Source organism: Vreelandella sulfidaeris, from assembly GCF_042429665.1.
Lineage (GTDB): Bacteria > Pseudomonadota > Gammaproteobacteria > Pseudomonadales > Halomonadaceae > Vreelandella.
Genome location: NZ_JBHMAC010000010.1, coordinates 1,224,871 through 1,249,436, shown reverse-complemented (window position 1 = coordinate 1,249,436; position 24,566 = coordinate 1,224,871). Strand labels below are relative to the sequence as shown.

Here is a 24,566-nt window from a genome sequence, read left to right as displayed (position 1 = left end):
CGTTTATCTCTTATTCTTACGTCTGAACAATCTGAATAACATTTGCCACGTCTTCCTTTAAAACAACGTAACGCTAGCGTGCGAAGATGAAAGTAGTGTGAAAGTTACATAACACTTACGGTGTATTTTTCTATCCGCTGGCTCTGATTTTCATTCCCTCTGATTTTCACTCCCTCTGGTTTCTTTCACTCCCCATCATAAAAATGTCATCTATTGGTCATTAAAATGGAGTTAAAGAAACGCGTCTCTGTCGACCAGGCGATGCAACACACTGATGCTAAGGAGTTCCATGACCGCCCCCTCGAACTGTATCCGTGCGACGACGTCAAACATCGCCGATCAGGATCGTCTTCGCACCGGCCGGCGCCGCTTTATTAAAGCGGCAGGAAGTGGGCTATTAGCCGCTACACTGCCCGGCTGTGCGGCACCTCTCATGCACCGGGGCCGTTCGTTAACAGCGGGGCAGCGAGTGGAACTGCTCTATCTAGCCGATACGCTGGAAAGCCTAACGCCGACCCGCATCGCCGCTCCTGCTACCTACCTGGGACCCGCCAGTCTGATTGGCACTCCTCCCTGGGCCACCGCCCGAAGCGTTGCGACCCTTGCCAATGCCCCCAGCCAGACATGGCAGTCACTGACGCTACCCAGCGAATCAGCGCAGCGCCTTAGTGGCGGCTACGGGGCGCTGGCAGCGCGCCTTGAGCAATTGCGTGAAAGCCTGGGCAGTGATCGCACGCTGACGCTGGAAAACGGCCAGTGCTGGAACGGCAGCGGCCTCGGTCATCTTTCCAATGGCCGCGCGGGCGTTGCCGCCAGCCGCTTGTTGGGCAGCGATGCGCGCGTGAGCAGCGATGAACGTGTGCTGTGGCCCCAGCAGGCGGCAGCGCTTTACCGTGACTACGGACAACCGGTGCTGGGCAGTTTGGCGCCCGCTCAAAAGGACATCGGCGCCGTGCCCGCCAGCTATTTCACCCGGGGTGGAGCGCGGGTGGCGGTGGTTGGCGCTACCGACCCAAACGCTTTCGATGAGTCACGCGACCTGGATGTGTGGTATCAAGCGCTGGTGAAGAGCGTCGAACAAGCAGCCGAACAAGCCGATTTGGTCATTCTGCTCGCCGATACCGGCAGTGCGTCAGCACGCTGGCTGGCCGAGCGACTGCCAGCGATTGATCTGGTGCTGGCGGCACGCGGGCTGGATTTCTGGCCGGGGTTGATTGAGGTTGCACGTCAGGATGGACGCAGTGTGCCGCTATGCCTGCCCGGCAGCCACGGCATGGGCTGCTATCAGCTCAGTGCAACCAGTGATCAGGACGGCTGGCGGTTCGAGGCGCGTTTTCATCTCACCGATAACGCAGCGGCGGGCAGCGCCGAATTTGCTCGTGCCCAGCAGTTACAGGCACGCTTTAATGCTCTGCGTGCGCCCTATACCGAGTGGCTTGATCTACGCTTGGCAACCGCGCCAGATTGGCTATGGCGTCGCGACACCGTGGGCGGCACGTGGGATGGTTTGATGGCGGCGGCGTTGGCGGAAGGGGGTGAAGCGCTCAGCCTTTTGCCCGGGCTTCGCTATGATCCGCTGGTGGCGCCGGGGGAGCCGATCACGCGTGATCACCTGCTGCGCTTGACCGGCGGCCATGCGGCCAAGGTCATCTCGCTGCAATTGGACAGTGCAGATCTCAAGCGCATGGTGGAGGATGCTATCGATAATAGTATCGGCACACCGCTTGTCATCAACAATAGCCAAGACCTGCCGCGCCTGTTTGGGGCGAATTGGGAACTTCGCTATGGCGCCGATGCAGGGGAACGCGCGCTGATCAATGCGCCAGCGGGCACCCACCGCTGGCTCACCTTTAGCGCCCATCCTCAGGCGGCGGGAGGCGAAGCGCTATGGCAGCGCATGGAGCGCTATCTGCTGGCGCAACAACCAGCATTGAGGCTTCCCCCACGCCCCGCTATCGAGACGCGCTATTTGGAAGGCCATCCCGGCTGGCACCCCGAATCGAGGCTTACATGAGCGCGATAACCATGCTTACCACGCGCTCCGGTCTCTGGTACTGGCTGGCCGCCTGCCTGTTGGCATGGCTTAGCGCTCATGCGCTGGCCGGGACTGCACGGCTGATCTGGCCCGGCACCACCGTATCCGAGCATGCTTATCCCGTCACTGTCGATCCTGCTCTTCTGCCCCAGGCCCCCGCCAGTTGGCAGTCTGCCAAAGGCAGCAACATCGCGACAATCCCCATCACCGACCTGCCCTATAGCGTGGTGGGTAGAGCCCTTGGCACGCGAGACGCGACGTCGCTGGTCATTCTTATCACACCGGATGGTCAACAAGCACTCATGGTAGGCGACGCTATTCAGCCAGGTATTGAGCTGGCGGGCATCGACAGTACCGGCGTTATTCTTTCCCGCCAGGGTCGGCTTGAGCGACTCCCCTGGCCCGACGCCGCCGACGGCCATGATCCCATTACCCAGGATCAGGCGTTACCAGCAAATGACGAACGGACGACGGCTGCTTCCCCAGACCGCCCGGTACGCTGACTTTGGAGTTTTCAACATGATGTGCCGCTCACTAATGACTGCGCTATTTTTACTACTGGTTTTACTACTGGCGCTCCCCTCGGTTTCCATGGCGCAAGTCGAAAGCGACGAGCCGCGTTACAGCGTCGATTTTCAAGAAACTAGCCTGCGCGAATTTATTGAAAGTGTGGGCCGCATCACCGGCCGCGACTTTGTGGTTGACCCGCGTATTCAGGGTACTGTCTCGCTCTCAAGCCAGCGCCAACTGACGGCTGAAGAACTCTATCGAGTGTTTCAGAATGAACTGCAGGTCAACGGTTACGCGGCGGTGGAACTCGGCAACGGGCAAGTACGCATTGTGCCCGCCCAGGTATCGCGCACCCAGCCGCTGCCGCTGGCAGGTGAAGACGATGACAGTACGGTGGCTACCGCGGTGATCCAGACCCAACACCTGGATGCCGCAACACTTGCCCAGGTTCTGCAACCTTTAATTGATAGTCAGTCGGGCACCGTTACGCCCTGGCCCGCCAGTAATCTGGTGGTAGTCACCGACTGGCGCGACAACCTGGTGCGCCTTGAGCAGTTGGCGGCACGCCTGGATCAGCGCCGCGACCTGCAGACCGAGGTGATTCCGCTTGAACATGCCAATGCCGATGACCTCGCGCAGACGTTGGATACGCTGATGGCACGGGAAGAGGGTAATCAGGTGCGCGTCGTGGCCAATGAACGCAGTAATTCGCTATTGATTTTCGGTGGCGGTGAGGATCTGTCGCGGATCAAGCGTTTGATCGGCACGCTGGATCAACCGCGTACGCAACAGCGCAATACCCGGGTCATATATCTAGAAAATGTCGACGCCGAATCAATGGTTGAAGTGCTGAGTGGTCTTACCGGCCAGCAGAACCAAAGCTCAGGCGGCGCTAATCAACAAGCGCAGCGCTTGATGCAGCAAATGACCGGTTCGGGTGGCTTGGCCGACGGTCAAGGAATGGGGGGTGGTCTGGGCAGCGGCGGTCGGTTACCGGAGGCGGCTTCCAACCAGGTGCTTTCCGGCACGCTATCGAACGGTGACAGTGAGGTTGGCTTTGCGGTTCACCCCTCCACCAATGCGCTGGTGCTGATAGGACCCTCACCGCGCTTGGACGAACTGGAAACGATTATCAAGCAGCTGGATATTCGCCGCGCCCAAATAGCGGTCGAGGCAATCATTGCCGAAATCACCGAGTCCCGGGCCCGTCGGCTTGGTCTACAGTGGCTATTTGGTGATCTGAGCGGTGGCACCACCCCGATTGGCGGCTTTAACTACCCCGCCGAAGGGCAGCCGGGCATCAACGCGATTGCCGGGGCAATCGCCCAGGACAACACCAGCCAGTTGGGACAATTGCTTGGCAACCTGACCGGCGTTACCGCCGGGGTCGGGCGCATCAATGACAGCGGGGTAAGTTTTGCCGCCCTGCTTTCAGCGCTGCAAAGCGATGGCGACACCAACCTGCTCTCCACTCCCTCGCTTACCACGCTGGATAACACCGAAGCCTATATTCTGGTCGGCCAGGAAGTACCGTTTGTGACGGGCTCCACCACGTTCAATGAAAATCCCTACCAGATCATTCAGCGCGAGGATATTGGCGTCAGCCTGCGTATTCGCCCCTCCATCAGCTCCAACAACACGATCCGTATGGATATCGCCCAGGTGGTCTCTTCCTTGGCGCCTAACGTCCAGGCCTCGGATGTGGTGACCAACAAGCGCGAAATTGAAACGTCGGTGATTACTCGCGACGGCGGCATTGTGATCCTTGGCGGCTTGATCAGTAACGGCGGTAGCGTCAACACCGCCAAGGTGCCTTTGCTTGGCGACATACCGTTGGTGGGTAACCTGTTTCAGTACTCGCGCAACGAGCAGGACAAGCAAAACCTGATGGTGTTTATTCGCGCTCGGGTTATTAATAGTTCAGAGCAGATGGATAGCGCTACCGGTGAAAAATACCGCTACATGCGCGCCCAGCAACTGCTGGCTGGCTTCGAGGGAGAACAGGTACTCACCCCGCTGGAGCAGCCGACCGACAATGCTCCCGAACGCTCTGTTGGCGAAACCACCAGCCAGGGTGAGAGCGTTTTATTCCAATCACAACGCAGCCGCCTGGGGAGCCTGGCTCAATGAGCCTGGTGAGTGGCCTCGATGCTCCTACCACCGACGATGGCCGGCTGCCCTACCGCCTGGCCAAGCGTGCCGGGGTAGCGATTGAACCCGTCGATCAGGGCTACCGATTAGTGTGTCGTCGCGAACACGCAGCGTCGGCACTGCAGCTTGAGATACTTCAGGAAGTTCAGCGACGACGCGGACGGGCTCAAGCCTGCGAATGGCTCGAGGAAGACGCCTTCGAGACCCGGCTGGGCGCGCTGTTTGATGCTGCTCGCGCCGATAACGAAGCGCTGCTTGAAGGCTTGGCGGAGCACGTCGATCTCGCCAGTCTGATGCAGGAGCTGCCGCGTACTGAAGACCTGCTGGAGAGCGAAAACGAAGCGCCCGTTATTCGACTGATCAACGGCGTATTTTCCGAAGCGCTGCGACTCTCGGCGTCGGATATTCACGTCGAACCTTTCGAGCGGGAACTGGTGATCCGGCTCAGGGTCGATGGCGCCATGCGCGAAGCGCTGCGTCCGCCCAGGGTGCTGGCCCCCATGCTGATTTCGCGCATCAAAGTGATGGCGCATCTGGATATTGCTGAGAAGCGCCACCCCCAGGATGGCCGGATTACCGTTCGAGCGGCCGGCCGCGATGTGGATATTCGTGTCTCGACGCTGCCCGGCATTCACGGCGAGCGGGTGGTAATGCGCCTACTGGATAAACATGCCTCGCTTCTTGATCTGGAGCGGTTAGGTATGCCGCCGCCCCTGTTGGAACGTTATCGCCAAGTACTGCGTCAACCCAACGGTATTTTGCTCAATACCGGTCCCACCGGTTCGGGTAAAACCACCACGCTCTACGCAAGCCTCAATGCATTAAATGATCGCAGCCGCAATATTCTTACCGTTGAAGACCCGGTGGAGTACGCGATTCCCGGAATCGGCCAAACGCCGGTCAACCCCAGTGCCGGGTTAACCTTCGCCCAGGGGCTGCGCGCCATTCTGCGCCAGGATCCGGACATTATCATGATTGGTGAGATACGCGATCTTGAAACCGCCGCTACGGCGGTACAGTCCAGCCTGACGGGCCATCTGGTGCTCTCCACTCTACACACCAACAGCGCGTTGGGGGCCATTGCCAGGCTACGCGACATGGGCGTCGAACCTTTCCTGCTGGCCACCAGCTTGAAGGGCATCATGGCTCAGCGTCTGGTGCGTCGGCTGTGCCCCGAGTGCTGTCGCTGGCGACCTTTGAGTGCTGGAGAAACCCACTGGCTTGAGGGGTTGGTTAGTCTAAAACAGCTAGCCGAACCGGTAGGTTGCGAGCGCTGCGACGGGACCGGCTACCGCGGTCGTTTAGGGCTTTATGAGTTTATTCCTATTGATGTCACCTTGGCGGGGATGATCCATGATCAGGCCGCCGAGTCGGCGCTTGCGCACTACGCCTTTACCGAGGCGGGCGCGCAGTCACTGGCGATGGCGGCACTGGCACGCCTGAACGCTGGCGAAACCAGTCTCGACGAGGTACTGCGTGCGATCCAGCGCTAGTCGCCTCCACGGCTCTACCGTCCATGACTGACATAAAGCTGCAATCTGCGCTTGCGATACTACCGCTCCCATTCCCTGTGCAAAATTACCTGCGCAAAAGGCGGCGAGGCACTTCTGCCACTAGCTTGAGGAGAAAGAATGCCCACCTATCGCTACCTGGCCGTTCGCCATGACGGCCGACGGCAGAAGGATATCCTTCAGGCAGACAGCGAACGTCAGGCGCGGCAGATGTTACGCGATCGCGGGCTGTTTCCGCGCCGGCTTGAAGCCGTTCGTGATCGGCACAGCTCAGCGCACGCCAGCCGGCGTGGGGGACTAGACACGGCTAGCCTTACGCTACTCACGCGTCAGCTTGCCACCCTGATAGAAGCGGGCATTCCTATCAACAGCGCGCTTGACGCGCTGACGCGCCAAGCGGAGCGCCAGCGTGAGCGAGCATTGCTGCTGGCGGTGGGCAATCGCGTACGCGAAGGGCACTCCCTGGCAGATAGCCTGCGCCCGCATCCAACGTTTGACCTGCTTTACTGCTCACTGGTGGCGGCCGGCGAACGCGCCGGGCGGTTGGCAGTGGTGCTTGAGCGACTGGCGGATTATTTAGAGCGGGTTCAGGCCCAACGTCAGAAAGCGCGCACGGCGCTGATTTATCCATTGGTACTAGCGGGCGTGTCGCTTGCGGTAGTCATCGCGCTAATGAGCTATGTCGTTCCCCAACTGGCCGCCCAGTTTGAGCGCTCCAACATTGAGCTGCCGTTGCTAACCCGGCTGATGATTTCACTCTCGGAGTTGGTATTAACGGTGGGTCCCTGGCTATTGCTTGGCGTAGCGCTCAGCCTGCCCCTGGTGATACGCCTGCTGCGCCGCCCCACCGTACGGGATCGCCTGGATGCCCTGCTGCTGCGCCTGCCGCGCATCGGTGAATTGATCCGCCTGTTAGATACCGGCCGACTAACGCGCACATTGGCCATCCTGGCCCGTAGCGGTATCGCCTTGCTTGACGCCCTGAGGGTCAGTCGCGACACCCTTTCCAACCGCCAGATGCGCGCCGCGGTTGATCTGCTCTGCCTGCGCGTCGAAGCAGGCATCAGCCTTCACCGTGCCATGGAGGAAACCCGACGCTTCTCGCCGTCCTTGATGCACATGGTCGCCAGCGGCGAAGCAAGTGGCACTCTGGACGAGATGCTCGAGCGTATCGCCGACACCCAGGAGAGCACGTTTAACCGCCGTGTCGACATGGCCCTGGCGCTTCTAGAGCCCTTGATGATTCTGTTTATGGGCGGCGTGGTGCTCACCATCGTGCTGGCCATTCTGCTCCCTGTCATGCGGTTGAACACCGCCATTGCTATGTAATCAACCAGAGGCACTCATGCAAAACCATCGCTTTCCTCCGCGCAGTCAATCCGGTTTCACGCTACTCGAAATCATGGTGGTCATCTTTATTATCGGCCTGCTGGTGGCCATCGTTGCCCCTAATGTGCTGAGTAATCAGGACGATGCCATGCAGCAGAAAGCGCGTGCCGATATCGCCACCATTGAGCAGGCGCTGGATATGTATCGCCTGGACAACTACCGGTATCCGACGACCGAGCAGGGTCTCGCGGCGCTCACGTCGCCCCCCACCCAGGCGCCACTGGCGGATAACTACCGTCAAGACGGCTATGTGCGCCGCCTTCCCGAAGATCCATGGGGGAATCCTTACCAGTACCGCAGCCCCGGTGAAAACGGCAGCGTGGACATTTACACGTTAGGTGCCGATGCGCAGCCTGGTGGCGAAGGCCTGGATGCTGATATCGGCAACTGGATGTTATGAGTTCAACGTTCTACTTCTACCGCCTTGGTAAGCGACGATCGGAGCAAGGCTTTTCGTTAATGGAGCTACTGGTGGTCGTGGCCATTATTGGGCTAGGCAGCATGCTAAGCGTGGCGTGGCTGGGCAGTGGTAATAGCGATAACCGACTGCGGGGCGTTGCCCATCAGTTGGCCGGCGAGTTTCGCTTGGCTGGCAATGTGGCGACGTCCCGCCAACAGGTGATTGGCTGGCAGCCGGTCGCAGACGGCTATCAGTTCATGAGCTGGCAACCGGATGGCCGTTGGCAACCGTGGGGGACCAATAGCGGATTAGCCCCCACGCGCTGGCCGCTATCGGTTCAACCGGAGCGCTCACCCTTGCCAAGTAGCGAGACAGCCCTGCCTTGGCTGGTATGGTGGCCCGATGGGGAAGTGTTGGGCGCACAGCTGACGCTGAATAGCGACACTGCCCGGCAGACTATCGAAGTAACCGCGCTGTCAGTGAGCCTTTTAGATGGCTCACATGAGTAGGCGTAACGCCTCCCTTCACTACCGCACCCAGCAAGGCTTTACATTGCTGGAGGTGGTCGTGGCGCTGTTTATACTGGCGCTCATCGCAGTGGTCACCTCGCAGGGGATTCATCAGCGCTTTCGCACCGCTGAAACAGAGCAGCGCAGAGGCCCCATGGTGCTGTGCGCCTGGGAGTTCGAGAGTCGCGCCGTGTTGGAGAGCTACTGGCCTCCGATCGGTACCCATGAAGGGTCGCTAACGCAAGCGGGGCACACCTGCTGGTGGCGGTTAGAGGTTTCGGCCACTCCCATTCAACGTATGCGTAGCGGCCGTCTTAGCCTGTTTAATGATCCTGAACGGCAGGATCCAGTGCTGCATTTCACGCTCTTTCTGGCCCCACCATGAATACGCCGTTAGCGACAATGTCGGCTATGCCGTCGACACTCCTTCCCGGCCGAGCAGACGCTCCCCGGCCACTTCGGCAAACGGGCTTTACGCTGCTGGAGGTACTGATTGCCATCGCCCTCACCGCGCTGGTGGGGCTGGGTGTCGCCAGCTTGGTGAATCAATTGGTGGTAACCCAGGAGCGCTTCGCGGAACCCGCACCGCTGGCGGCGGATATCGATTTTAGCCGCTTGCTTCAGCGTCGTCTGGAAGCGCTGGTAGTACGACCGGTGCGTGAGCAGGGGCTGTTGCTATTCAATACGCCGCTCGATTATCGACCGTCGTTGCATCGGCTTGATTGGGTGTCGCTAAGCGGCACCGCGCTCCCCATCGGCGATCACTACACCCAGCTTCGGCGCCAGCGTTTGCAATGGGATCCTACGGCAGAAACGCTTTCGCTTTACTCGGCGGGCATGCTTGACGCCGTGGCTGATATCCAGTGGCAGCCTGTCGCCGTACTGGAAGATGTTAATCATGTGCAGATCGCGTTTTATCGCGATGGTCGTTGGAACGAGACACCCCCTAGCGACGGTATCAGCCGTGGGGTCAAGCTCAGTTGGCAACGTCGACAAGAGGAGATCACCCTGATGGCCCACCTTCCCGACCTGCGTCCATGGCCTTGAAGCAACAGCGCGGCGCGGCGCTGCTGATGGTTCTGCTGGCCATGGCGCTGGTCAGCATGATGCTGACGTCGCTCGCCCTGCAGAGCCAGCGTGACATTACTCGATTGCAGCTGCAGCAGCAGGAAACCCAGGCGCGCTTTTATGCCCATGGTGCGGAGATTATCGCCCAGCGCGCGCTCACCGACATAGCGGTGCGCCGCGCCGCGCTATGGTGGCAAACGCTGGCCGGACAGCCGCTTGATTATCCCACCGACGAAGGCACGCTGCGCCTGGTGGTAGAGGATCAGCGACGCTGCTTTAACATCAACACCCTGGCAGCAGAAGAGCCTGAATTGGCCCAGCGTCAGTTGCTTTATTGGCTTGCCAACCGTACCGATACCCGCATGGATGATCTCACCCCGGGGGAGTTTGTCGCGCGGCTAACCGACTGGGTCGACAGCAATAATATTGCTCGTGAAGGCGGCATGGATGGCGCCGACTATGCACGCCTTGATCCACCGCGGTTAAGCGCGGACACCGCGATGCGCGACATCAGCGAGCTCAACTGGCTGGCGCCGCTCGATACTGGGCGTTACCGCCGCTTCAAAGCGCTCTGTACGCTCCCCGATAGTCGCCCCTGGCGGCTCAATCTTAATAGCGTGGGCGCTGACGAGTTACCGCTGCTGGATGCCCTGTTTGTAGGTGAAGTCGATCGCGCCGTGCTGGCCACGTTGATAAAGGCCCGTCCACCGGGCGGCTACCCTAGCCTTGACGCCGTGCGTGAAGTATTCGGCGGCGATGCTGACTGGCTGGACACCTACAGCAACCGTATAACGCTGACGCCCGATTATCTGGCGCTGCATATCCGCATTACCCTGGACGGTACACCTTACTATTTTTATCGTCAGCTGCTCGCCGAAGGTACCAGTGCGTTTCAACCGCTGCAGCCAGCTGCCCGGGTTCAGATACTCAACCGCCGCAACGGCTATTTTGCGCCTCAGGCGACGCTTTTCTCATCCTCAGCCGTAGAGCCTTTCTGATGCGACGCTCCCCATTGACCGCCTCACCGACCTGTCTCGTGATCGCCCCTCGTTGTCGACAGGCGCCAGGTCGCGCCGAAACGCTAACCCTGGATTGGCATGACAGCGTCAGCGGCGACCACGGAACGCTAATCGAGCAGAGTCATCACCAGGCATGGCTCTCCCTCGCTGAACTCACCCAAGTGACGCCAGGGGTGCTGGTACTGCGCGCCGATGCCGTGAGCCATTTTCACCTAGCCGCTTCGCGTGCCATCAAGCGCAGCGAATGGCCGCTGCTGTTAGAAGACCTGACGCTTGACGATCCCCACACCCTTCATCTGCACATGCTTGAACGTGGCCGTGATCACCTAGAACTGATCACGCTGTCCTCCAGCGAGTTACTTGCCTGGCAGGCCTGGGCCCAGCATCAGGGTATTGAATTGGCAGGCTGGTCGGTGGGGTTTCTTGCCCTCGCATTACCCGCCGACCAAACCAGCGCCACCACGTTAATCGATGGTGAATATCGGCTTTTCAAGGGGCGCGGCGACCCTGTTACACCGGGCGGAACGCCGTCAAAACAGTGGCTCGCCTGGCCTCATGAGTGGCCGACACCGCCTGGCTGGGAGGAACTTCATTGGCTGGATCCTACGGACCCTGCTACCGATTTGCAGGATCCAACGACTGATTTGCTGGATCAAACTGCCGAGGCAGACACGCCAACGTCACAAGAGGCCTCCGACGCACTGGGCAACCGGACGCATAGCGTACGCTGGTATGCGCACCATCTTCCCCCGGCACTGCCCTTTCACGCCACGGGCAAGCAACGCTCCCGCCCATCGTCAGGCCTGTTGGCAAACCGGTCACTTAGACATTTTCTGGTCGCCGCGGTCGTGCTGGTTGCGCTTAATGGCGTCCTTGCCCTGGCCGCGTACTATCAAGAAAGCAGCTTGCTTGCCGAGCGCAATACTGACGCCCTTGCCGCGCGCTTTGTCGGCAAGCCGCCGCCTCAACGCGAAGCGCTTGACCGCTTGGCGTCACGCCGACAGGCCCTGCATCAACTGAGTGCTCGCAACCAGCGACTCCAGGCATTGACCCACCAGGTCGCCACACGACTGGAGAATGAGGATTGGCAGTTGTCACGACTCGCCGTTGTGAATGATCAGGTGACCTTTAGTTGGCGACGCAGCGAGCCGCCTGCGCCCGTCGTTATTAGCCGGGCTCGTCAACAGTTGCTGGATTTAGGCGAGGCACAGTGGTCAGAGGCCACCGACGAACTATCGCTGACGCTGGCGCTTAATCAGCCATCCCCAGATGCGGAGCCTTCAGCACTATGACATCGTCTTCGGCACCACCACCAAACACACCTCGTCATGCACCACACAAACAAGCCCAGCGAAGACGCATAACACTTGCCGGAGCGGGCCACTGGCTGGCACCGCTTTTCCACCTTGTGGGGGAGCGCTCACCGCGCGAACGCGTGCTGCTAGTTCTGGCGCTGGTCGGGGCGCTGGCAGCGGGTGTTTATCTATGGTGGGAACGGTGGCCCGCGGATGATGCGCCGCACTCGACCATCCATACCGGTGCATGGCAAGGGCTATCGGCCATCACTCCGGTGGTTCCCGACGCTTGGCGACGAGCGGCTATCGACCATGGGTTAGCATTCACCAGCATTGAAATTGAGCCTGCTGGCGACATCGTGATCACCCGTGCGCGGACGCAATCTCCCGAGGCGTTTAGCCAGTTTGCCCAATGGGCAGCCCAGCAAGGCTGGTGTGCACTTGACTGGACGCTAGAGCGCGAAGCCGCTAACCGGCTGGTTATCGATACCCGCTGGCACAGCCAGCCTGAACAAGCGCCGCAAGGCCGTCAACAACCATGAAGAGAGCGTTATGAAGCGCGTTGTAATTAGGCTCTTGGCAGGGCTGACAGTCGGCCTGGTATTTTTCTTTACCCTGCTGCTTAACTGGCCGCTGGCGGGATTAGCTAGCGTATTGCCCTCGGCTAGTCCGTTTAAGCTTGAGCGTTTCTCGGGCACGTTAACCAAAGGAGGCGTTGGTCGCGTGGTCATGACCGCCAGCGGCTGGCCGATAGCGCTGGGGCCATTTGAATGGCAACTCACTTGGCCACCAGCAATCAATACCCAGCTAGGACAAGCACCGACAGCCTGGCAGATTAACGGCGAGTGGCGGGGGTTAAAAACCCGCTGGCGGATTAGAGGTGGCGACCTGTCGGCACTGGATCTAACCCAACTACCGGTAGCGCTAAGCGCACACTGGGAGGGCGAGCTGTTAGTGACGTTACAGGGCCGCCAGTGTCTTTCCAGCAGCGGCGCACTGACCGCGGCCCCGCTACAGCTACTCTCACCTACCCCAATGACATTGGGCAATGCACGCTTAAGCCTGGTATGTACCGGTAGCGCCCCTGAGCTGCTGTTAACGCTTGAGGATGGCGAGGCGCTCTCACTGGAAATGACGGCGACGTTGAACGCGTCAGGAGGCAGCGCACGCGCGCGGGGCTTTGTAAAAGAACAACATCCACTGACCGAATGGCGCGTCCTACTCTCCCCCGTTAACCAGGGCAATCCGCTAGAAGAGCAGGTTGATCAATATGTTACCTGGTGATCGATTCTTAGCTAAAAAATGCACTTTATTAGCCACAGTAAAATAAACGTCACCGTTTGATCACAAACATTGTTTAAGGTCTCCAGCGCGCCTTTCATGCGTGATAACTAATTTTATAGCAAGGGACCTTCAATGATTGATGTGACGTTAAGAAATAAAACGCTACTGGCAGCGGCGATTACAGCCGCTCTGTTAGCACTGGCAGGCTGTTCTGATAATGATGACAACGCCTCCAGCGCTATTACACCCGAGCGCCCCGCCTTGCCAAGCGGCACTGGTGAGGAGTTTACCGTTGCGACCCCAAGCGATACCTACCCGCTGCCCGCCAAGCAATATGCTGAAAACAATGCAGACGGCTCGCTTCGCTTTAGAATCAACGATAACCCCATCGCCTATTTGCTACGCGGCCATAATGATATATGGCAAGGCACGTCCGATGTGTGGCAAAACAATGCCAATGGCGACGGCCCTGACAACTATCTTAGTAATCCAATCCGCAACGCTGAGGTTTGGCGCGCCAACATCCAGTACGTGATCGACGCCACGCAACGACGCAGTGACGATGAAGCCATCCTCGCCTTCCTCGACGATATGCGCAGTAAAAACTACAGCGTGATCGACGGTCTCGGCCCGTTGACCGGAAGCTACGTTAGCGCCTCAGGTGCCTATACCGACATCCCCGTGCCAAGCACCTCACAAGTGCTGGCAGACGCTAACTATAAAGCGTCTCATAATGACGGCATTGCCTATGCGGGTGATACCAACAGCGAACTAGGTGACGTCGTACGTCTGGTAGACGCCTTCCGCCAACGTTCACCAGCCTCTACCAACGCCTCCAAGTATATTTTTTCGACACCACGCCCGTGGCGCATGAATGATAATGGCGACGTCGAGTTCTTACGCACCGAAGCGAACTACCCGTGTGGCCCCGACAGTGTCACCTACGATGTGTATAACAGCAGCGTTTCTGTCGTGCCGGGACTGATATGCGCACGGCGCGCTCACAGCGCCAGCAATGAAGCCAAGGGACTTTACACGCCCACTACCGAAAACCGCCGCAAAGATGGTGGCTACCCCAGCGGACACACTAATGCGGGCTATCTCGCCTCGATGGCCTACGCCTACGCCATACCTCAGCGCTATGCGGAAATGCTGACGCGCGGTTCGTTATTAGGTGAAAGCCGTATTATGGCCGGTATGCACTCGCCTGCTGATGTTATCGGTGGACGTATTCACTCCATGATTGTTGCCAGCTATGCACTGAACCAGCCTGATATTGCCAACGAGGCGGACGAAGCATACCAGCAGGCACAGCAATATTTCGGCGGGCTCGCTAAGACAGCAGGCATGGATCTTTATGATTATGCTCATCGCAACGTCGAAAACGAAAGGAGCCTGGCGGAAGGCGGCAACGTCACCACCGAAGTGTTTGATAATAACTGGTTCAACGATCGTGCTGCCAATCGCGCCAACTATCGCGAGCGGATGACCTATAACCTTCCCCAGGACGTGAGCCAAGCGGGCCAGCCGGTTGTCGTGCCGTTAGGTGCTGAATCACTGCTGCGTTCACGTCTGCCTTATCTAAGCGACGCTCAACGTCGGGCGGTGCTTTACACCACAGCCGTTGATTCTGGCTATCCGCTACTTGACAAAACCAACGGCTGGGGCCGTTTGGATCTGGTCACCGCGGCAGACGGGTATGCTGCTTTTGAAGGGGATGTTTTAGTCACCATGGACGCCGAGAAAGGCGGCTTTAACGCTCGCGATGGGTGGTACAACGACATTGACGGCGAAGGTCGCCTTACCAAGGCTGGTACCGGTGAGCTAATCCTGGCGGGTAACAATACGTATACTGGCGGTACCTTGGTTCAGGGCGGTACGCTTTCTGCCGCTTCGCAAACCGCTTTTGGTCGCGGTGGCGTCTACGTTCAGGACGGCACCGTGCGTGTAGCGCCAACCGATGCGGAGCGAGTGCAAATTGATGGCAACTTTACGCTTGAAGCAGGCACGCTAGCGATTGATCTAGGCAATGGCGCCAACACCGTTGGCGTCGACCAGCTAGCTTATATTGAAGGCAGCACGCTAAGCCTTGATTTTGGCGATCAAATCCCCGCCGCGGGGACTCGCTACACGATCGTTGATGCCAGCAACCTATTTGGTCAATTCAGCCAGGTTGTGTCAGACAGTGTTGATGTTGAGCTGGCTTACTCCGCGGGCACCGTGGTCGCTACCGTTCTATAAAGCGTTCTTTAAGACGTTTTTTAAGACAAGTGAAACGGCACGCTCAGTCGCTGCCCGAACCTCACGTACGGGCAGCGACTTAAAAGAAGCGCTTGATAAGAAAGAACTGAAACGAAACAAGCCCGGATTTTATTCCGGGCTTGTTGCATATAATGCTTGATTCAATGGGGCTGTCCATCAAATCAAGGCGGCACCGAAGCACCAGCCTTTTCTTTATTAACCGCGCGCAGCTTGATAGCGACGCTCAACGTCTTCCCAATTAACCACGTTGAAGAACGCAGAAATATAGTCAGGACGCTTGTTTTGGTACTTCAAATAATAAGCGTGTTCCCAAACGTCCAGACCCAGCAGCGGTGTATTACCGTGCATTAACGGGCTGTCTTGGTTCAGGGTGTTTTCAACGACCAGCTTTTTCTCTGGTGTCATGGAGAGCCATGCCCAGCCGCTACCAAAACGACCAACAGCCGCTTTCTTGAACTCTTCCTTGAACGCTTCAAGGCCGCCCAATTCGCTATCGATAGCGTTGGCAACGTCACCTTGCGGGTTGCCACCACCATTAGGCGACATCATTTGCCAGAACATGGAGTGGTTGGCATGGCCACCACCGTTATTGATAACGGCTTGGCGCTTGGCTTCTGGAACACGGTCCAGGCTGGCAACCAACTCTTCAACCGGCACATCTTCCAACCCGGTGCCTTCTAGCGCGGCGTTCAGGTTGTTGACGTAGGTTTGATGGTGACGTGAATGGTGAATTTCCATTGTCATCGCATCAATATGCGGTTCAAGAGCATCATATGCGTACGGCAGTTCAGGTAGTGTATGTGCCATATCATCATCTCCTTGAGTGGCTTTCGTTGCTTTCATTAACCTATCTGCGGACGGCCCACAGCTTTTTCAACCATCAGGTTGATATTTCTTATCCTTTGCCCCACTACTTTAGTCAACTATTGGCAATTTACCTAATGCACTGGCATAAAAAAAGCCGACCTCTGACGACGTCGGCTCAATGCTAATCACTTACTTAATCGCTTACAGCTTGCTCTCAAGCTCGGGCAACAGCTCAAACAGATCGCCTACCAAGCCATAGTCGGCGACTTGGAAAATAGGCGCTTCGTCATCCTTGTTAATGGCGACGATCACCTTGGAGTCTTTCATACCCGCCAAGTGCTGAATGGCACCGGAAATGCCTACTGCAATATACAGATCGGGCGCCACGATTTTACCGGTCTGACCGACCTGCATATCGTTGGGCACAAACCCTGCGTCTACCGCTGCGCGGGAGGCACCAACGGCCGCACCCAACTTGTCGGCAATACCGTCAAGTAGTTTAAAGTTTTCGCCATTACCCATACCGCGGCCGCCGGAGATCACTACCTTGGCGCCACCCAGCTCCGGGCGATCCGATTGCGCCAGCTCTTCTTTAACAAAGCTGGACTGGGTGTTTTCAACCACCAGATCGACCGCTTCGATAGTGGCATTGCCCCCTTCGCTCACGCCATCAAAGCCGGTCGTACGAATGGTGATCACCTTTAACGCATCATCGCTCTTAACCGTGGCGATGGCGTTACCAGCATAAATCGGGCGAGAAAACGTATCGGCGCTCTCCACCGCAATCACATCAGAAAGCTGGCTAACATCTTTAAGCGCCGCCAAACGCGGCATCACGTTTTTACCCGTGGTGGAGGCGCTGGCCAGCACGTGAGTATAGCCATCGGCCAGTTCGACCAGCAACGCACCCATGGGCTCAGCCAACTGATGGGCATAAACGGCGTTATCCGCGACGCGCACTTTATTTACGCCGTCGAGTTTTGCGGCAGCCTCAGCCGCCGCCTGAACGCCTTCACCGGCGACCAGCACGTCAATATCGCCACCAATCTCCTTCGCCGCGGCTACCACGTGGGCGGTAGTGCTCGCCAGCTGGCCTTCGTGTAAATCAGCAAGTACCAGAATGCTCATGCAATCCACTCCTTTCAAAGCTCTTTTATTAACATGCTTGTCGTAACACGCTTGTGTTAAAGAACTTTGGCTTCATTTTTCAGTTTGTCGATCAGCTCGTCTACCGAGGCCACTTTGATGCCGCCTTTACGCTCAGCCGGGGATTCCACTTTCACCAAGCTAACCTTGGAAGCAACCTCCACGCCAAAGTCGGCGGGGGTTTTAACGTCCAGCGGCTTTTTCTTGGCCTTCATAATGTCCGGTAGCTTGGCGTAGCGCGGCTCGTTCAAACGTAGATCGGTGGTAACAATTGCAGGCAGCGAGAGCGCAACCGTTTGCAGGCCGCCATCAATTTCGCGGGTGACGTGCACCTTATCGCCCTCGACCGCTACTTCTGAGGCGAAGGTACCCTGAGGCAGGCCTGTCAGCGCAGCCAGCATTTGACCGGTCTGGTTGTTGTCGGTATCGATGGCTTGCTTACCAAGAATCACCATTCCGGGCTGCTCTTCCTCGACGACTTTGGCCAGGAGCTTAGCGACGGCGAGCGATTCTGCACGCTCGTCAGTTTCAATATGGATGGCCCGGTCAGCACCGAGCGCCAGCGCAGTGCGCAACTGCTCCTGAGCGGCTTTGGGGCCAACGGTGACAGCGACAACTTCTGTCGCCACGCCCTTTTCTTTTAAGCGCACCGCTTCTTCAACGGCGATTTCGCAGAAGGGGTTCATGGCCATCTTGACGTTGGTCAGGTCGACGTCCGAATGATCCGCCTTAACGCGGATTTTGACGTTGTAGTCGATGACGCGTTTCACCGCGACGAGTACTTTCATGGTTTCCTCGCTTAGCTTGTAGTAAAAGCCGTTAACCTGAGATGGCATCCGCTGATCGGATACCTCTATTGAAAAGTGACGATATGCTTTCTTAACGAAAACGTTCTGAGCATAGACGCCGCCATCACCCTAGCGGCGCTATAAAAATTCATCCAAGCGTTTGATAGGTTCGCAATTGAAAAACCCTATCAATTTGCCATAACCTGCCGGTCATCAACAACACTTGATGTCTACGGCCTTGGTCGTAACGCTAATGTAAGCACAGCACACACGCCAGTCATTAAATGCTGTTTAGGCCATCGTAGGCGTGACCTGACACAGGTATTATGCCTATCATGGGGCATAACCAGAAGCAAACGACCGTTTTAAATTAAGGCCGCATTTTATATGCTAGCACCCATTAGCTAGCCTAATAGAAAAAAGGCACTTAAAGAGAATAAGGAGAAACCGGGTGGAAACTGTTGAACGCGATGTAATGGACTTTGATGTCGTCATTGTCGGTGCGGGCCCATCCGGGCTTGCCGCTGCTTGCCGCCTAATGCAGCAAGCCAATGAAGCTGAGCAGGAACTGACCGTCTGCGTAGTCGAAAAAGGGTCTGAGGTGGGGGCGCACATATTGTCGGGTGCAGTCTTTGAACCCCGCGCACTGGCAGAACTATTTCCCGATTGGGAAGACCGTGGCGCGCCCTTGAATACTCCCGCCATTCGCGACGATGTATATCTGCTAAAGGACGCCCAGAAAGCGCAAAAGCTGCCTAACTCGCTGGTTCCCAAGAGCATGCACAACACCGGCGGTGACATGACACGCTACGTAATCAGCGCAGGCAACCTGTGCCGCTGGCTGGCGGAGCAGGCCGAGGCGCTGGGTGTTGAGATCTTCCCCGGCTTTGCCGCCCAGGAAGTGATTATTGAAGATAACGTGGTACGCGGCATCCAAATTGGTGATATGGGCGTAGCCGCGGATGGAACCCCCAAAGATGGTTATATGCCAGGCATGGAGCTGCGAGCCAAATATACCCTGTTTGCCGAAGGCGCCCGGGGCCATTTAGGTAAGCGCCTAATCGAGCACTTTTCCCTTGATGCCGGACGCGATCCACAGCACTACGGCATTGGCCTGAAAGAGCTATGGGATGTGCCCGCTGATAAACACGAGCCGGGCCTGGTGGTTCATGGCTCAGGCTGGCCGCTGGATAAAAACACCGCTGGCGGATGGTTTTTATACCACGCCGAGAATCAGCAGGTGGTGGTTGGCTTAATCATGGATCTCTCCTACCAGAATCCGTGGCTCTCGCCCTTTGATGAATTCCAGCGCATGAAACATCATCCGGCACTCAGCCAGTATCTTGAGGGCGGCAAGCGGGTTGCCTATGGCGCACGTGCGCTGACCAAAGGTGGCTTTAACTGCCTCCCTAAAATGACCTTCGACGGCGGCCTCCTGATCGGCTGTGATGCTGGCACGCTCAACTTTTCCAAGATTAAAGGCCTGCACACCGCCATGAAATCTGGCTTGGTGGCGGCGGAAAGCGTATTTGAAGCACTGAAGGCGGGCGATGAGGGTGGTCAGGAACTCACAAGCTTTACCCAGAAGTGGGAGGCCAGCTGGGCCTATCAGGAGCTTAAAGAGAACGCGAGCTTTGGTCCCGCCATGCACAAGTACGGCACGATGGGCGGCGGCGCCTATAACTTTATTAACCAACTGCTGGGCAACAAGCTGCCCAATGTACACGACACCAACACTGATCATGGCGCGCTGAAGCCCGCGTCTGAATTTGAAAAAATCAACTACCCAAAACCTGACGGCAAGCTCTCTTTCGACAAATCCTCTTCGGTATTTCTTTCCAATACCAATCATGAGGAGGATCAGCCATGTCATTTACGCCTGGATGATCCCGCCATCCCGATTCAGCACAACCTGCCCAAGTATGCTGAACCGGCGCAGCGCTACTGCCCTGCGGGTGTCTACGAAGTCGTTGAAGATAGGGCTGGTGAACCACGTTTTCAGATCAATTTCCAAAACTGCGTGCACTGTAAAACGTGTGATATCAAAGACCCAGCGCAAAATATCACCTGGGTAGCGCCAGAGGGTGGCGGCGGCCCCAACTATCCCAACATGTAATAACTTAAAAGCCCATTGCCTGCCATGCACGTGTTAAGTGCCATTGTAAAAAAGCAGGCAATGGGCAAGAGGAAAACGAGCAAGAAAGATAGCAGCAAGAGGGTATGGGCAAGAGTCAATAGCCGCATCACTAAACACTATTGGTAAGATAAGGGTCATAAGCCAACATGACTAATCCTCGCGCAGGCCTGCTTTGTAGCACTCTTCAGCGGATAACGACTTATTGATATAAAACACCTGAAACGGCTGGCTGACGTGACTGGCCATAAAGCCAGCGTGATCATTCGCAGCTATCCCTTTCACACCCAGCTGAAAACTCAGACATTTACCCAGTTCCACAAGAGGTGGCAAGAGCTGTTGATGCTGCTGGGAATCTGCCCCCTCATGGATTAGCGAGGCATCAAGATTAATGCTATCCAACGGCAGCATATTTAAATCAGATAACGAGATATAGCCTTTGCCAAATTCGTCTACCACGAGCGTGATGGCGAGCTTTTTAAGCTCTGCACAGATACTCGCCGCTAGATCAACGTCCTTCAGTAAAACGCTCTCGGCAATCACTAGCTCCAGCAGTGTTGGCTCTATGCCGGTATCCGCTAGCACCTGACGAAGAGTGTCGACAAAACTATCATCGTAAAACTGGTGTGCCGTCATTTTTACGGCCATCGTTAGCGCCGGAAAGCCTAGACGCTGCCATGCCATGTGCTGCCGACAGGCATTATCAAGTATCCAGTGAGCGATAGGTATAGCCAAGCCATTATCTTCCGCGAGCGCAATAAACTGGTCTGGCTCCAGCAATCCGAGAGTGGGATGCTGCCAGCGCAGCAGCGCCTTCATACCCAGCATGGTTCCCTGCTGTGCATCATATTTGGACTGATAAAACAGTCTAAACTCTTGATTTTCCAATGCTCGATACAAACCTGATTCCAGGGCTAAGCGAACGTCCAGCTCGGTACTCAACTCTGCGCTGTAGTACTGGGCATTGTTTTTACCTGCCTGCTTAGCTTGATACATCGCCATATCCGCTCTTTTCATCAGTGTCTGTTCGTCAAGTCCGTTAGACGGAAACAACGCTATACCGATACTGACCGATACATGACACGACTGACCCGCCAAGCTAAAGGGTGCTTTGATAGTGGAGAGCAAGAAATTCGCAATAGGATCTATCTGATCACGACGACTTACCTTGCGGAGCAGCACCACAAACTCATCACCGCCCAGACGAGCCACCACGTCATGTTGCCTTACCGCCGCAGCAAGCCGTTTGGCCGCCTCTTTGAGCAGTTGATCTCCCGCCTCATGACCTAAGGAATCATTGATTAACTTAAAGCGATCAAGGTCTAAAAAAAGTAGCGCGAAGGTATCATCCTGACGCCCTCCCCCCACCACCGCCTGGCCCACCAAATGACTTAAAAAGGCGCGATTGGGTAGATCGGTAAGCGCATCATGAAAAGCAAGGTGTTCCACCCGCTGGGCATGTAACACCCGCTCATCCATTACCCGTTTGCGTGCCCGCTGAAGGTGCCAGCTTAAGCGACTCAGGATAGCGAGCACCAACAGTAACAGACCGCTTGCCCAGGCGGCTCGCCGCCAATATGTTTGCGCCAGCGCGTGGGCAGGCGCCAGCTGCTCATTAATCGAAAGCCCTACCACGATTGACAGTGGAAAATCATACAGCGACCGCAACAACGTATAGCGTTCAACTCCTTGCCATTGGGTCACAAAAGGACGGTTGGCTGCATCGATCGTCGGGTCGCTCTGCCAGCTCGCCATGCCCATAAATTCACCAGTGTAGATAGTATTGCCGGTGCGTCTGGCACGCACTATTCCGTCAGTCCCGACCAAGGCAAGCATGCCTTGCTGGCCAAGAGAACGCTCGTTATAACCGCTAACAAAGTAATCAGCGTCAATGGCAATGACGACCCAGCCCGAGATGCTCTGCTGTTCAGTTATTATCGGCCGGGTAAACGTCAATTGACTTGCTTGGTACATCTCAGTTTCAGCAACCGTCAAGCCATCATCAGTTGGCCATAAAGGCATCGTAGCGAACACGCGCTGCCCAATGAGAGCGTCATTGGTACTTTCAATAATAATGCCTTGTTCATCGGCGATCGTAACGGTGAACAGTAAGGCAGGGGGCAGAAGATGCTGGGCGTCTAGTGCATTGAGCACACTTGGGTAGTCGTTACTGAGCGCGGTAAAGCGTATTAGCTTTAATGCAGTATCGATTTCTCTCAGCGCTCTTACGACCCGGGCTTCATACGTATCGGTAATTTCCGCTACTGAATTCAGTGCTTGGTGCTCAATGGCTGAGCGCTCTTTATTAACTAAAAAGTAAGTGAAACCCACGATCACAAGCAATATTAACATTGCCACCATGCTCAATAGCACCAATGGCTCCACAAGGGGGTGAAGCCATCGGCTAAACATGCTTTTCGAGTGGCCGACGTCGGCCCATTTAGGTCGCTCAGGATAATTAGTATTACTCAACGGTGAGTACTCGCAAACGATCATCAAGCGAAGATGGGTCAATATAGCCCAAGGCGTTGGTATCATTTGCTAGTCGCTCGACCACCTCGCGACTATTCGCAAGCGCTTGGGGCGGCTGCCCACGGCCGGTAAATATCTGCCTGGCCCAGTGCGCCTTAATTTGCGCTGGGGTCTGGCCGGTGTAATGGGTATAAAACTCGCTTCGCGCCGCGGTGCCTTCCACTTGATCCAGAGGTACGATATCGATACCGCTGCCCAACTGCGAGCGACGTCCCAAGTAAATATCCTTTAGATCGTGACTCGTCAGGCGAGTAAAAGGGGCATCTGCTGATACCACCACGAGCACCTCCGCTGACGCAGTGTGATGAACTAACCCAAAAACGATACCTAGCACATGGCCTAGTACCAAGCTGATTCCAGGAGGAAAACGTCGTTTAGACACCGTGGCTCTCCTCAAAAGACAAAGTCGAGCGCAAGGCTGAACAAGTTGATGTTTCCACCGGGAGCAAACTCGGGCTGTTGGTTGATCAGCCCTGCTGATGAGTTGAAACGCATATCAATATGATCATATTGTCCCGTCAGGGCCATACCGGGACGAAGGTCCCAACGCATGCCTATCGATAGACTGTTTTGCTGTAAGCGGCTGGAGAGTAACCCATTCAATGCGCTATTGAGCACCTGTGCGCCCTCTGCAAAAGGCGACGGATAAAGAGCCGCATTGAGCCCCGGGTCAGAGGTGTTGCTGACCGCGGTTGCACGCGCCACGCTCACATAAGGTGTCCAATCAGCAATACGATAGCCAGCACTAATATAAGCACCTTCGTTATCGCCTAACAGCGAAGGCGATGAAGAACGCGCCCACTCCCCCATGACATACCACGAGCCGGGGTCATAACTAATGCCTAGACTCAATAAACCAGTACGCTTGCCATCGACTTCGTAACGGCTGGCAATCGCCTCTCCTGGGGGACCAAATAAGCGGTACACATCAAAGAATTGTGAGAGCTCATCAGCGCTGACTTTTAATTCTCCATAACTCGCAAACAGGGTGGTGTCCCCCCATTGGGTTCGGTGGGAAATGCCCCAGGAATCGGACGCATCGATACGCCCAGTCTGATAGTTAACGCTGCCGCCGCCAAAGTTCACACTGACATTGTTAGTTGCCCTACCGATATAGTACCGATAGTGCATATCAACACCATCAAAATTAGCCACCGGGATTAAGCGATATACTTCTTGGGGAGGCCGCACCCAAGGCGTGGCGTAATTGACTTTACGGTGTTCAGAGGCCAGGAAAGAGCTCTGCACCATACGCCCGATACGAAAGCTAAGATTGGCAGTCGCCTCGTACTGGATATTGGCCCACTCAACCTCAGGTGAGAATGAGCCGTCATAGCGTTTTTCGCTAACCACCTGAACAACAGAAGATAGTTGAGGTGTGATACGCAGCGTCCCTTGAAGCCCTAACCGGCTATCAACTTCTGCGCTCCAATCTTGGCTATACCCTGCGCCTTCTGATGCAAAGGGATCAGCCACGAAGTCAGCATTGCGTTCATCAGAGTGGGTAATACCGAGCGTGCCGAAGCCGTTAAATTTCACTGACGGTGATGCATTATCGGCAAGCAACTCGCTGCTGTAGATAAGAATCATGATGGCGCAGAGCCAAGAGGCTTGCTTTACCATTCCCGTTTCCCGTATAAAAAATTATTATGAAATCAGCTGCTAAGAAGCAAATAGGCAGGAGTACTGTCATTAAATCGGTAGGCAGTCGCCAAGTCAAACCGCA

21 protein-coding genes are annotated in these 24,566 nt (G+C 56.5%); 15 read left to right on the top strand and 6 right to left on the bottom strand.

Translation table 11 applies throughout. From position 1 onward, the window contains the following. The first annotated feature begins 289 nt into the window (after positions 1–289). The 14 genes from ACFFLD_RS10655 (at position 290) to ACFFLD_RS10590 (ending at position 15,412) form a co-directional block, all read left to right on the top strand. Positions 290–2,014: a hypothetical protein gene (locus ACFFLD_RS10655; protein WP_386039936.1), complete on the top strand. Its 1,725-nt coding sequence runs from the start codon at positions 290–292 to the stop codon at positions 2,012–2,014. Then, positions 2,011–2,538: a type II secretion system protein N gene (locus tag ACFFLD_RS10650; protein ID WP_386039934.1), complete on the top strand. Its 528-nt coding sequence runs from the start codon at positions 2,011–2,013 to the stop codon at positions 2,536–2,538. The genes ACFFLD_RS10655 and ACFFLD_RS10650 overlap by 4 nt, the downstream gene beginning before the upstream one ends. 16 nt (positions 2,539–2,554) lie before the next feature. Then, positions 2,555–4,675 carry a type II secretion system secretin GspD gene (gene gspD / locus ACFFLD_RS10645; RefSeq protein WP_386039932.1) on the top strand — a complete coding sequence of 707 codons (2,121 nt, stop codon included), beginning with the start codon at positions 2,555–2,557 and terminating at the stop codon, positions 4,673–4,675. Beyond that, positions 4,672–6,189, top strand: coding sequence for a GspE/PulE family protein (locus tag ACFFLD_RS10640; RefSeq protein ID WP_386039930.1), 1,518 nt, complete (start codon positions 4,672–4,674; stop codon positions 6,187–6,189). The genes gspD and ACFFLD_RS10640 overlap by 4 nt, the downstream gene beginning before the upstream one ends. A 138-nt stretch (positions 6,190–6,327) precedes the next feature. Further along, the gene (gene gspF, locus ACFFLD_RS10635) at positions 6,328–7,536 is read left to right on the top strand and encodes a type II secretion system inner membrane protein GspF (protein ID WP_386039928.1); all 1,209 of its coding nucleotides are present in this window, start codon (positions 6,328–6,330) and stop codon (positions 7,534–7,536) included. Positions 7,537–7,552: 16 nt separating this feature from the next. After that, on the top strand, positions 7,553–7,996 hold the full coding sequence (gene gspG / locus ACFFLD_RS10630) for a type II secretion system major pseudopilin GspG (protein ID WP_386039926.1): 444 nt from the start codon (positions 7,553–7,555) through the stop codon (positions 7,994–7,996). Next, complete coding sequence (locus ACFFLD_RS10625; protein ID WP_386039924.1) at positions 7,993–8,505, top strand: GspH/FimT family pseudopilin; 513 nt, start codon at positions 7,993–7,995, stop codon at positions 8,503–8,505. The genes gspG and ACFFLD_RS10625 overlap by 4 nt, the downstream gene beginning before the upstream one ends. Continuing rightward, complete coding sequence (locus ACFFLD_RS10620; protein WP_386039922.1) at positions 8,498–8,890, top strand: type II secretion system protein; 393 nt, start codon at positions 8,498–8,500, stop codon at positions 8,888–8,890. The genes ACFFLD_RS10625 and ACFFLD_RS10620 overlap by 8 nt, the downstream gene beginning before the upstream one ends. Beyond that, the gene (locus ACFFLD_RS10615; protein ID WP_386039920.1) at positions 8,887–9,552 is read left to right on the top strand and encodes a prepilin-type N-terminal cleavage/methylation domain-containing protein; all 666 of its coding nucleotides are present in this window, start codon (positions 8,887–8,889) and stop codon (positions 9,550–9,552) included. The genes ACFFLD_RS10620 and ACFFLD_RS10615 overlap by 4 nt, the downstream gene beginning before the upstream one ends. Beyond that, positions 9,543–10,571, top strand: coding sequence for a type II secretion system minor pseudopilin GspK (gene gspK / locus ACFFLD_RS10610; RefSeq protein WP_386039918.1), 1,029 nt, complete (start codon positions 9,543–9,545; stop codon positions 10,569–10,571). The genes ACFFLD_RS10615 and gspK overlap by 10 nt, the downstream gene beginning before the upstream one ends. Continuing rightward, entirely contained in the window at positions 10,571–11,884 is a 1,314-nt protein-coding gene (locus ACFFLD_RS10605) for a hypothetical protein (protein WP_386039916.1), read from the top strand. Before gspK ends, ACFFLD_RS10605 begins: the two co-directional genes overlap by 1 nt. Further along, positions 11,881–12,429: a hypothetical protein gene (locus tag ACFFLD_RS10600; RefSeq protein ID WP_386039914.1), complete on the top strand. Its 549-nt coding sequence runs from the start codon at positions 11,881–11,883 to the stop codon at positions 12,427–12,429. Before ACFFLD_RS10605 ends, ACFFLD_RS10600 begins: the two co-directional genes overlap by 4 nt. A gap of 10 nt (positions 12,430–12,439) precedes the next feature. Continuing rightward, entirely contained in the window at positions 12,440–13,171 is a 732-nt protein-coding gene (locus tag ACFFLD_RS10595) for a hypothetical protein (protein WP_386039912.1), read from the top strand. A 132-nt stretch (positions 13,172–13,303) separates the two neighbouring features. Next, the gene (locus ACFFLD_RS10590; RefSeq protein WP_386039910.1) at positions 13,304–15,412 is read left to right on the top strand and encodes a phosphatase PAP2 family protein; all 2,109 of its coding nucleotides are present in this window, start codon (positions 13,304–13,306) and stop codon (positions 15,410–15,412) included. 216 nt (positions 15,413–15,628) lie between these two features. Here the strand turns inward: ACFFLD_RS10590 and ACFFLD_RS10585 are convergent, their stop codons facing one another. From ACFFLD_RS10585 to ACFFLD_RS10575, 3 genes are all read right to left on the bottom strand, one after another. Beyond that, positions 15,629–16,240 (bottom strand): superoxide dismutase, encoded by a 612-nt coding sequence (locus tag ACFFLD_RS10585; protein ID WP_386039907.1) that lies wholly within the window; start codon positions 16,238–16,240, stop codon positions 15,629–15,631. Positions 16,241–16,441: 201 nt separating this feature from the next. Continuing rightward, positions 16,442–17,368 (bottom strand): electron transfer flavoprotein subunit alpha/FixB family protein, encoded by a 927-nt coding sequence (locus ACFFLD_RS10580; RefSeq protein ID WP_386039905.1) that lies wholly within the window; start codon positions 17,366–17,368, stop codon positions 16,442–16,444. A 56-nt stretch (positions 17,369–17,424) separates the two neighbouring features. After that, positions 17,425–18,174 carry an electron transfer flavoprotein subunit beta/FixA family protein gene (locus tag ACFFLD_RS10575; RefSeq protein WP_386039903.1) on the bottom strand — a complete coding sequence of 250 codons (750 nt, stop codon included), beginning with the start codon at positions 18,172–18,174 and terminating at the stop codon, positions 17,425–17,427. A gap of 451 nt (positions 18,175–18,625) precedes the next feature. On the opposite strand from ACFFLD_RS10575, the gene ACFFLD_RS10570 reads away from it, so the two are divergent. Beyond that, on the top strand, positions 18,626–20,290 hold the full coding sequence (locus tag ACFFLD_RS10570; RefSeq protein ID WP_386039901.1) for an electron transfer flavoprotein-ubiquinone oxidoreductase: 1,665 nt from the start codon (positions 18,626–18,628) through the stop codon (positions 20,288–20,290). 171 nt (positions 20,291–20,461) lie between these two features. Here ACFFLD_RS10570 and ACFFLD_RS10565 read toward each other — a convergent pair whose 3' ends face one another. The 3 genes from ACFFLD_RS10565 to ACFFLD_RS10555 form a co-directional block, all read right to left on the bottom strand. Next, positions 20,462–22,660, bottom strand: a complete 2,199-nt coding sequence (locus ACFFLD_RS10565) for a putative bifunctional diguanylate cyclase/phosphodiesterase (protein WP_386039899.1) — start codon at positions 22,658–22,660, stop codon at positions 20,462–20,464. A 112-nt stretch (positions 22,661–22,772) separates the two neighbouring features. Further along, positions 22,773–23,222, bottom strand: a complete 450-nt coding sequence (locus tag ACFFLD_RS10560) for a phosphate ABC transporter substrate-binding protein (protein ID WP_386039897.1) — start codon at positions 23,220–23,222, stop codon at positions 22,773–22,775. Positions 23,223–23,233: 11 nt separating this feature from the next. Continuing rightward, entirely contained in the window at positions 23,234–24,463 is a 1,230-nt protein-coding gene (locus ACFFLD_RS10555; protein WP_386039895.1) for a porin, read from the bottom strand. Positions 24,464–24,566: the final 103 nt, after the last annotated feature.

Excerpts from the sequence above, each read along its gene's own strand:
- ACFFLD_RS10655 (WP_386039936.1), top strand. The coding sequence starts at position 290 with ATGACCGCCCCCTCGAACTGTATCCGTGCGACGACGTCAAACATCGCC.
- ACFFLD_RS10650 (WP_386039934.1), top strand. The coding sequence starts at position 2,011 with ATGAGCGCGATAACCATGCTTACCACGCGCTCCGGTCTCTGGTACTGG.
- gspD (WP_386039932.1), top strand. The coding sequence starts at position 2,555 with ATGATGTGCCGCTCACTAATGACTGCGCTATTTTTACTACTGGTTTTA.
- ACFFLD_RS10640 (WP_386039930.1), top strand. The coding sequence starts at position 4,672 with ATGAGCCTGGTGAGTGGCCTCGATGCTCCTACCACCGACGATGGCCGG.
- gspF (WP_386039928.1), top strand. The coding sequence starts at position 6,328 with ATGCCCACCTATCGCTACCTGGCCGTTCGCCATGACGGCCGACGGCAG.
- gspG (WP_386039926.1), top strand. The coding sequence starts at position 7,553 with ATGCAAAACCATCGCTTTCCTCCGCGCAGTCAATCCGGTTTCACGCTA.
- ACFFLD_RS10625 (WP_386039924.1), top strand. The coding sequence starts at position 7,993 with ATGAGTTCAACGTTCTACTTCTACCGCCTTGGTAAGCGACGATCGGAG.
- ACFFLD_RS10620 (WP_386039922.1), top strand. The coding sequence starts at position 8,498 with ATGAGTAGGCGTAACGCCTCCCTTCACTACCGCACCCAGCAAGGCTTT.
- ACFFLD_RS10615 (WP_386039920.1), top strand. The coding sequence starts at position 8,887 with ATGAATACGCCGTTAGCGACAATGTCGGCTATGCCGTCGACACTCCTT.
- gspK (WP_386039918.1), top strand. The coding sequence starts at position 9,543 with ATGGCCTTGAAGCAACAGCGCGGCGCGGCGCTGCTGATGGTTCTGCTG.
- ACFFLD_RS10605 (WP_386039916.1), top strand. The coding sequence starts at position 10,571 with ATGCGACGCTCCCCATTGACCGCCTCACCGACCTGTCTCGTGATCGCC.
- ACFFLD_RS10600 (WP_386039914.1), top strand. The coding sequence starts at position 11,881 with ATGACATCGTCTTCGGCACCACCACCAAACACACCTCGTCATGCACCA.
- ACFFLD_RS10595 (WP_386039912.1), top strand. The coding sequence starts at position 12,440 with ATGAAGCGCGTTGTAATTAGGCTCTTGGCAGGGCTGACAGTCGGCCTG.
- ACFFLD_RS10590 (WP_386039910.1), top strand. The coding sequence starts at position 13,304 with ATGATTGATGTGACGTTAAGAAATAAAACGCTACTGGCAGCGGCGATT.
- ACFFLD_RS10585 (WP_386039907.1), bottom strand. The coding sequence starts at position 16,240 with ATGGCACATACACTACCTGAACTGCCGTACGCATATGATGCTCTTGAA.
- ACFFLD_RS10580 (WP_386039905.1), bottom strand. The coding sequence starts at position 17,368 with ATGAGCATTCTGGTACTTGCTGATTTACACGAAGGCCAGCTGGCGAGC.
- ACFFLD_RS10575 (WP_386039903.1), bottom strand. The coding sequence starts at position 18,174 with ATGAAAGTACTCGTCGCGGTGAAACGCGTCATCGACTACAACGTCAAA.
- ACFFLD_RS10565 (WP_386039899.1), bottom strand. The coding sequence starts at position 22,660 with ATGTTAATATTGCTTGTGATCGTGGGTTTCACTTACTTTTTAGTTAAT.
- ACFFLD_RS10555 (WP_386039895.1), bottom strand. The coding sequence starts at position 24,463 with ATGGTAAAGCAAGCCTCTTGGCTCTGCGCCATCATGATTCTTATCTAC.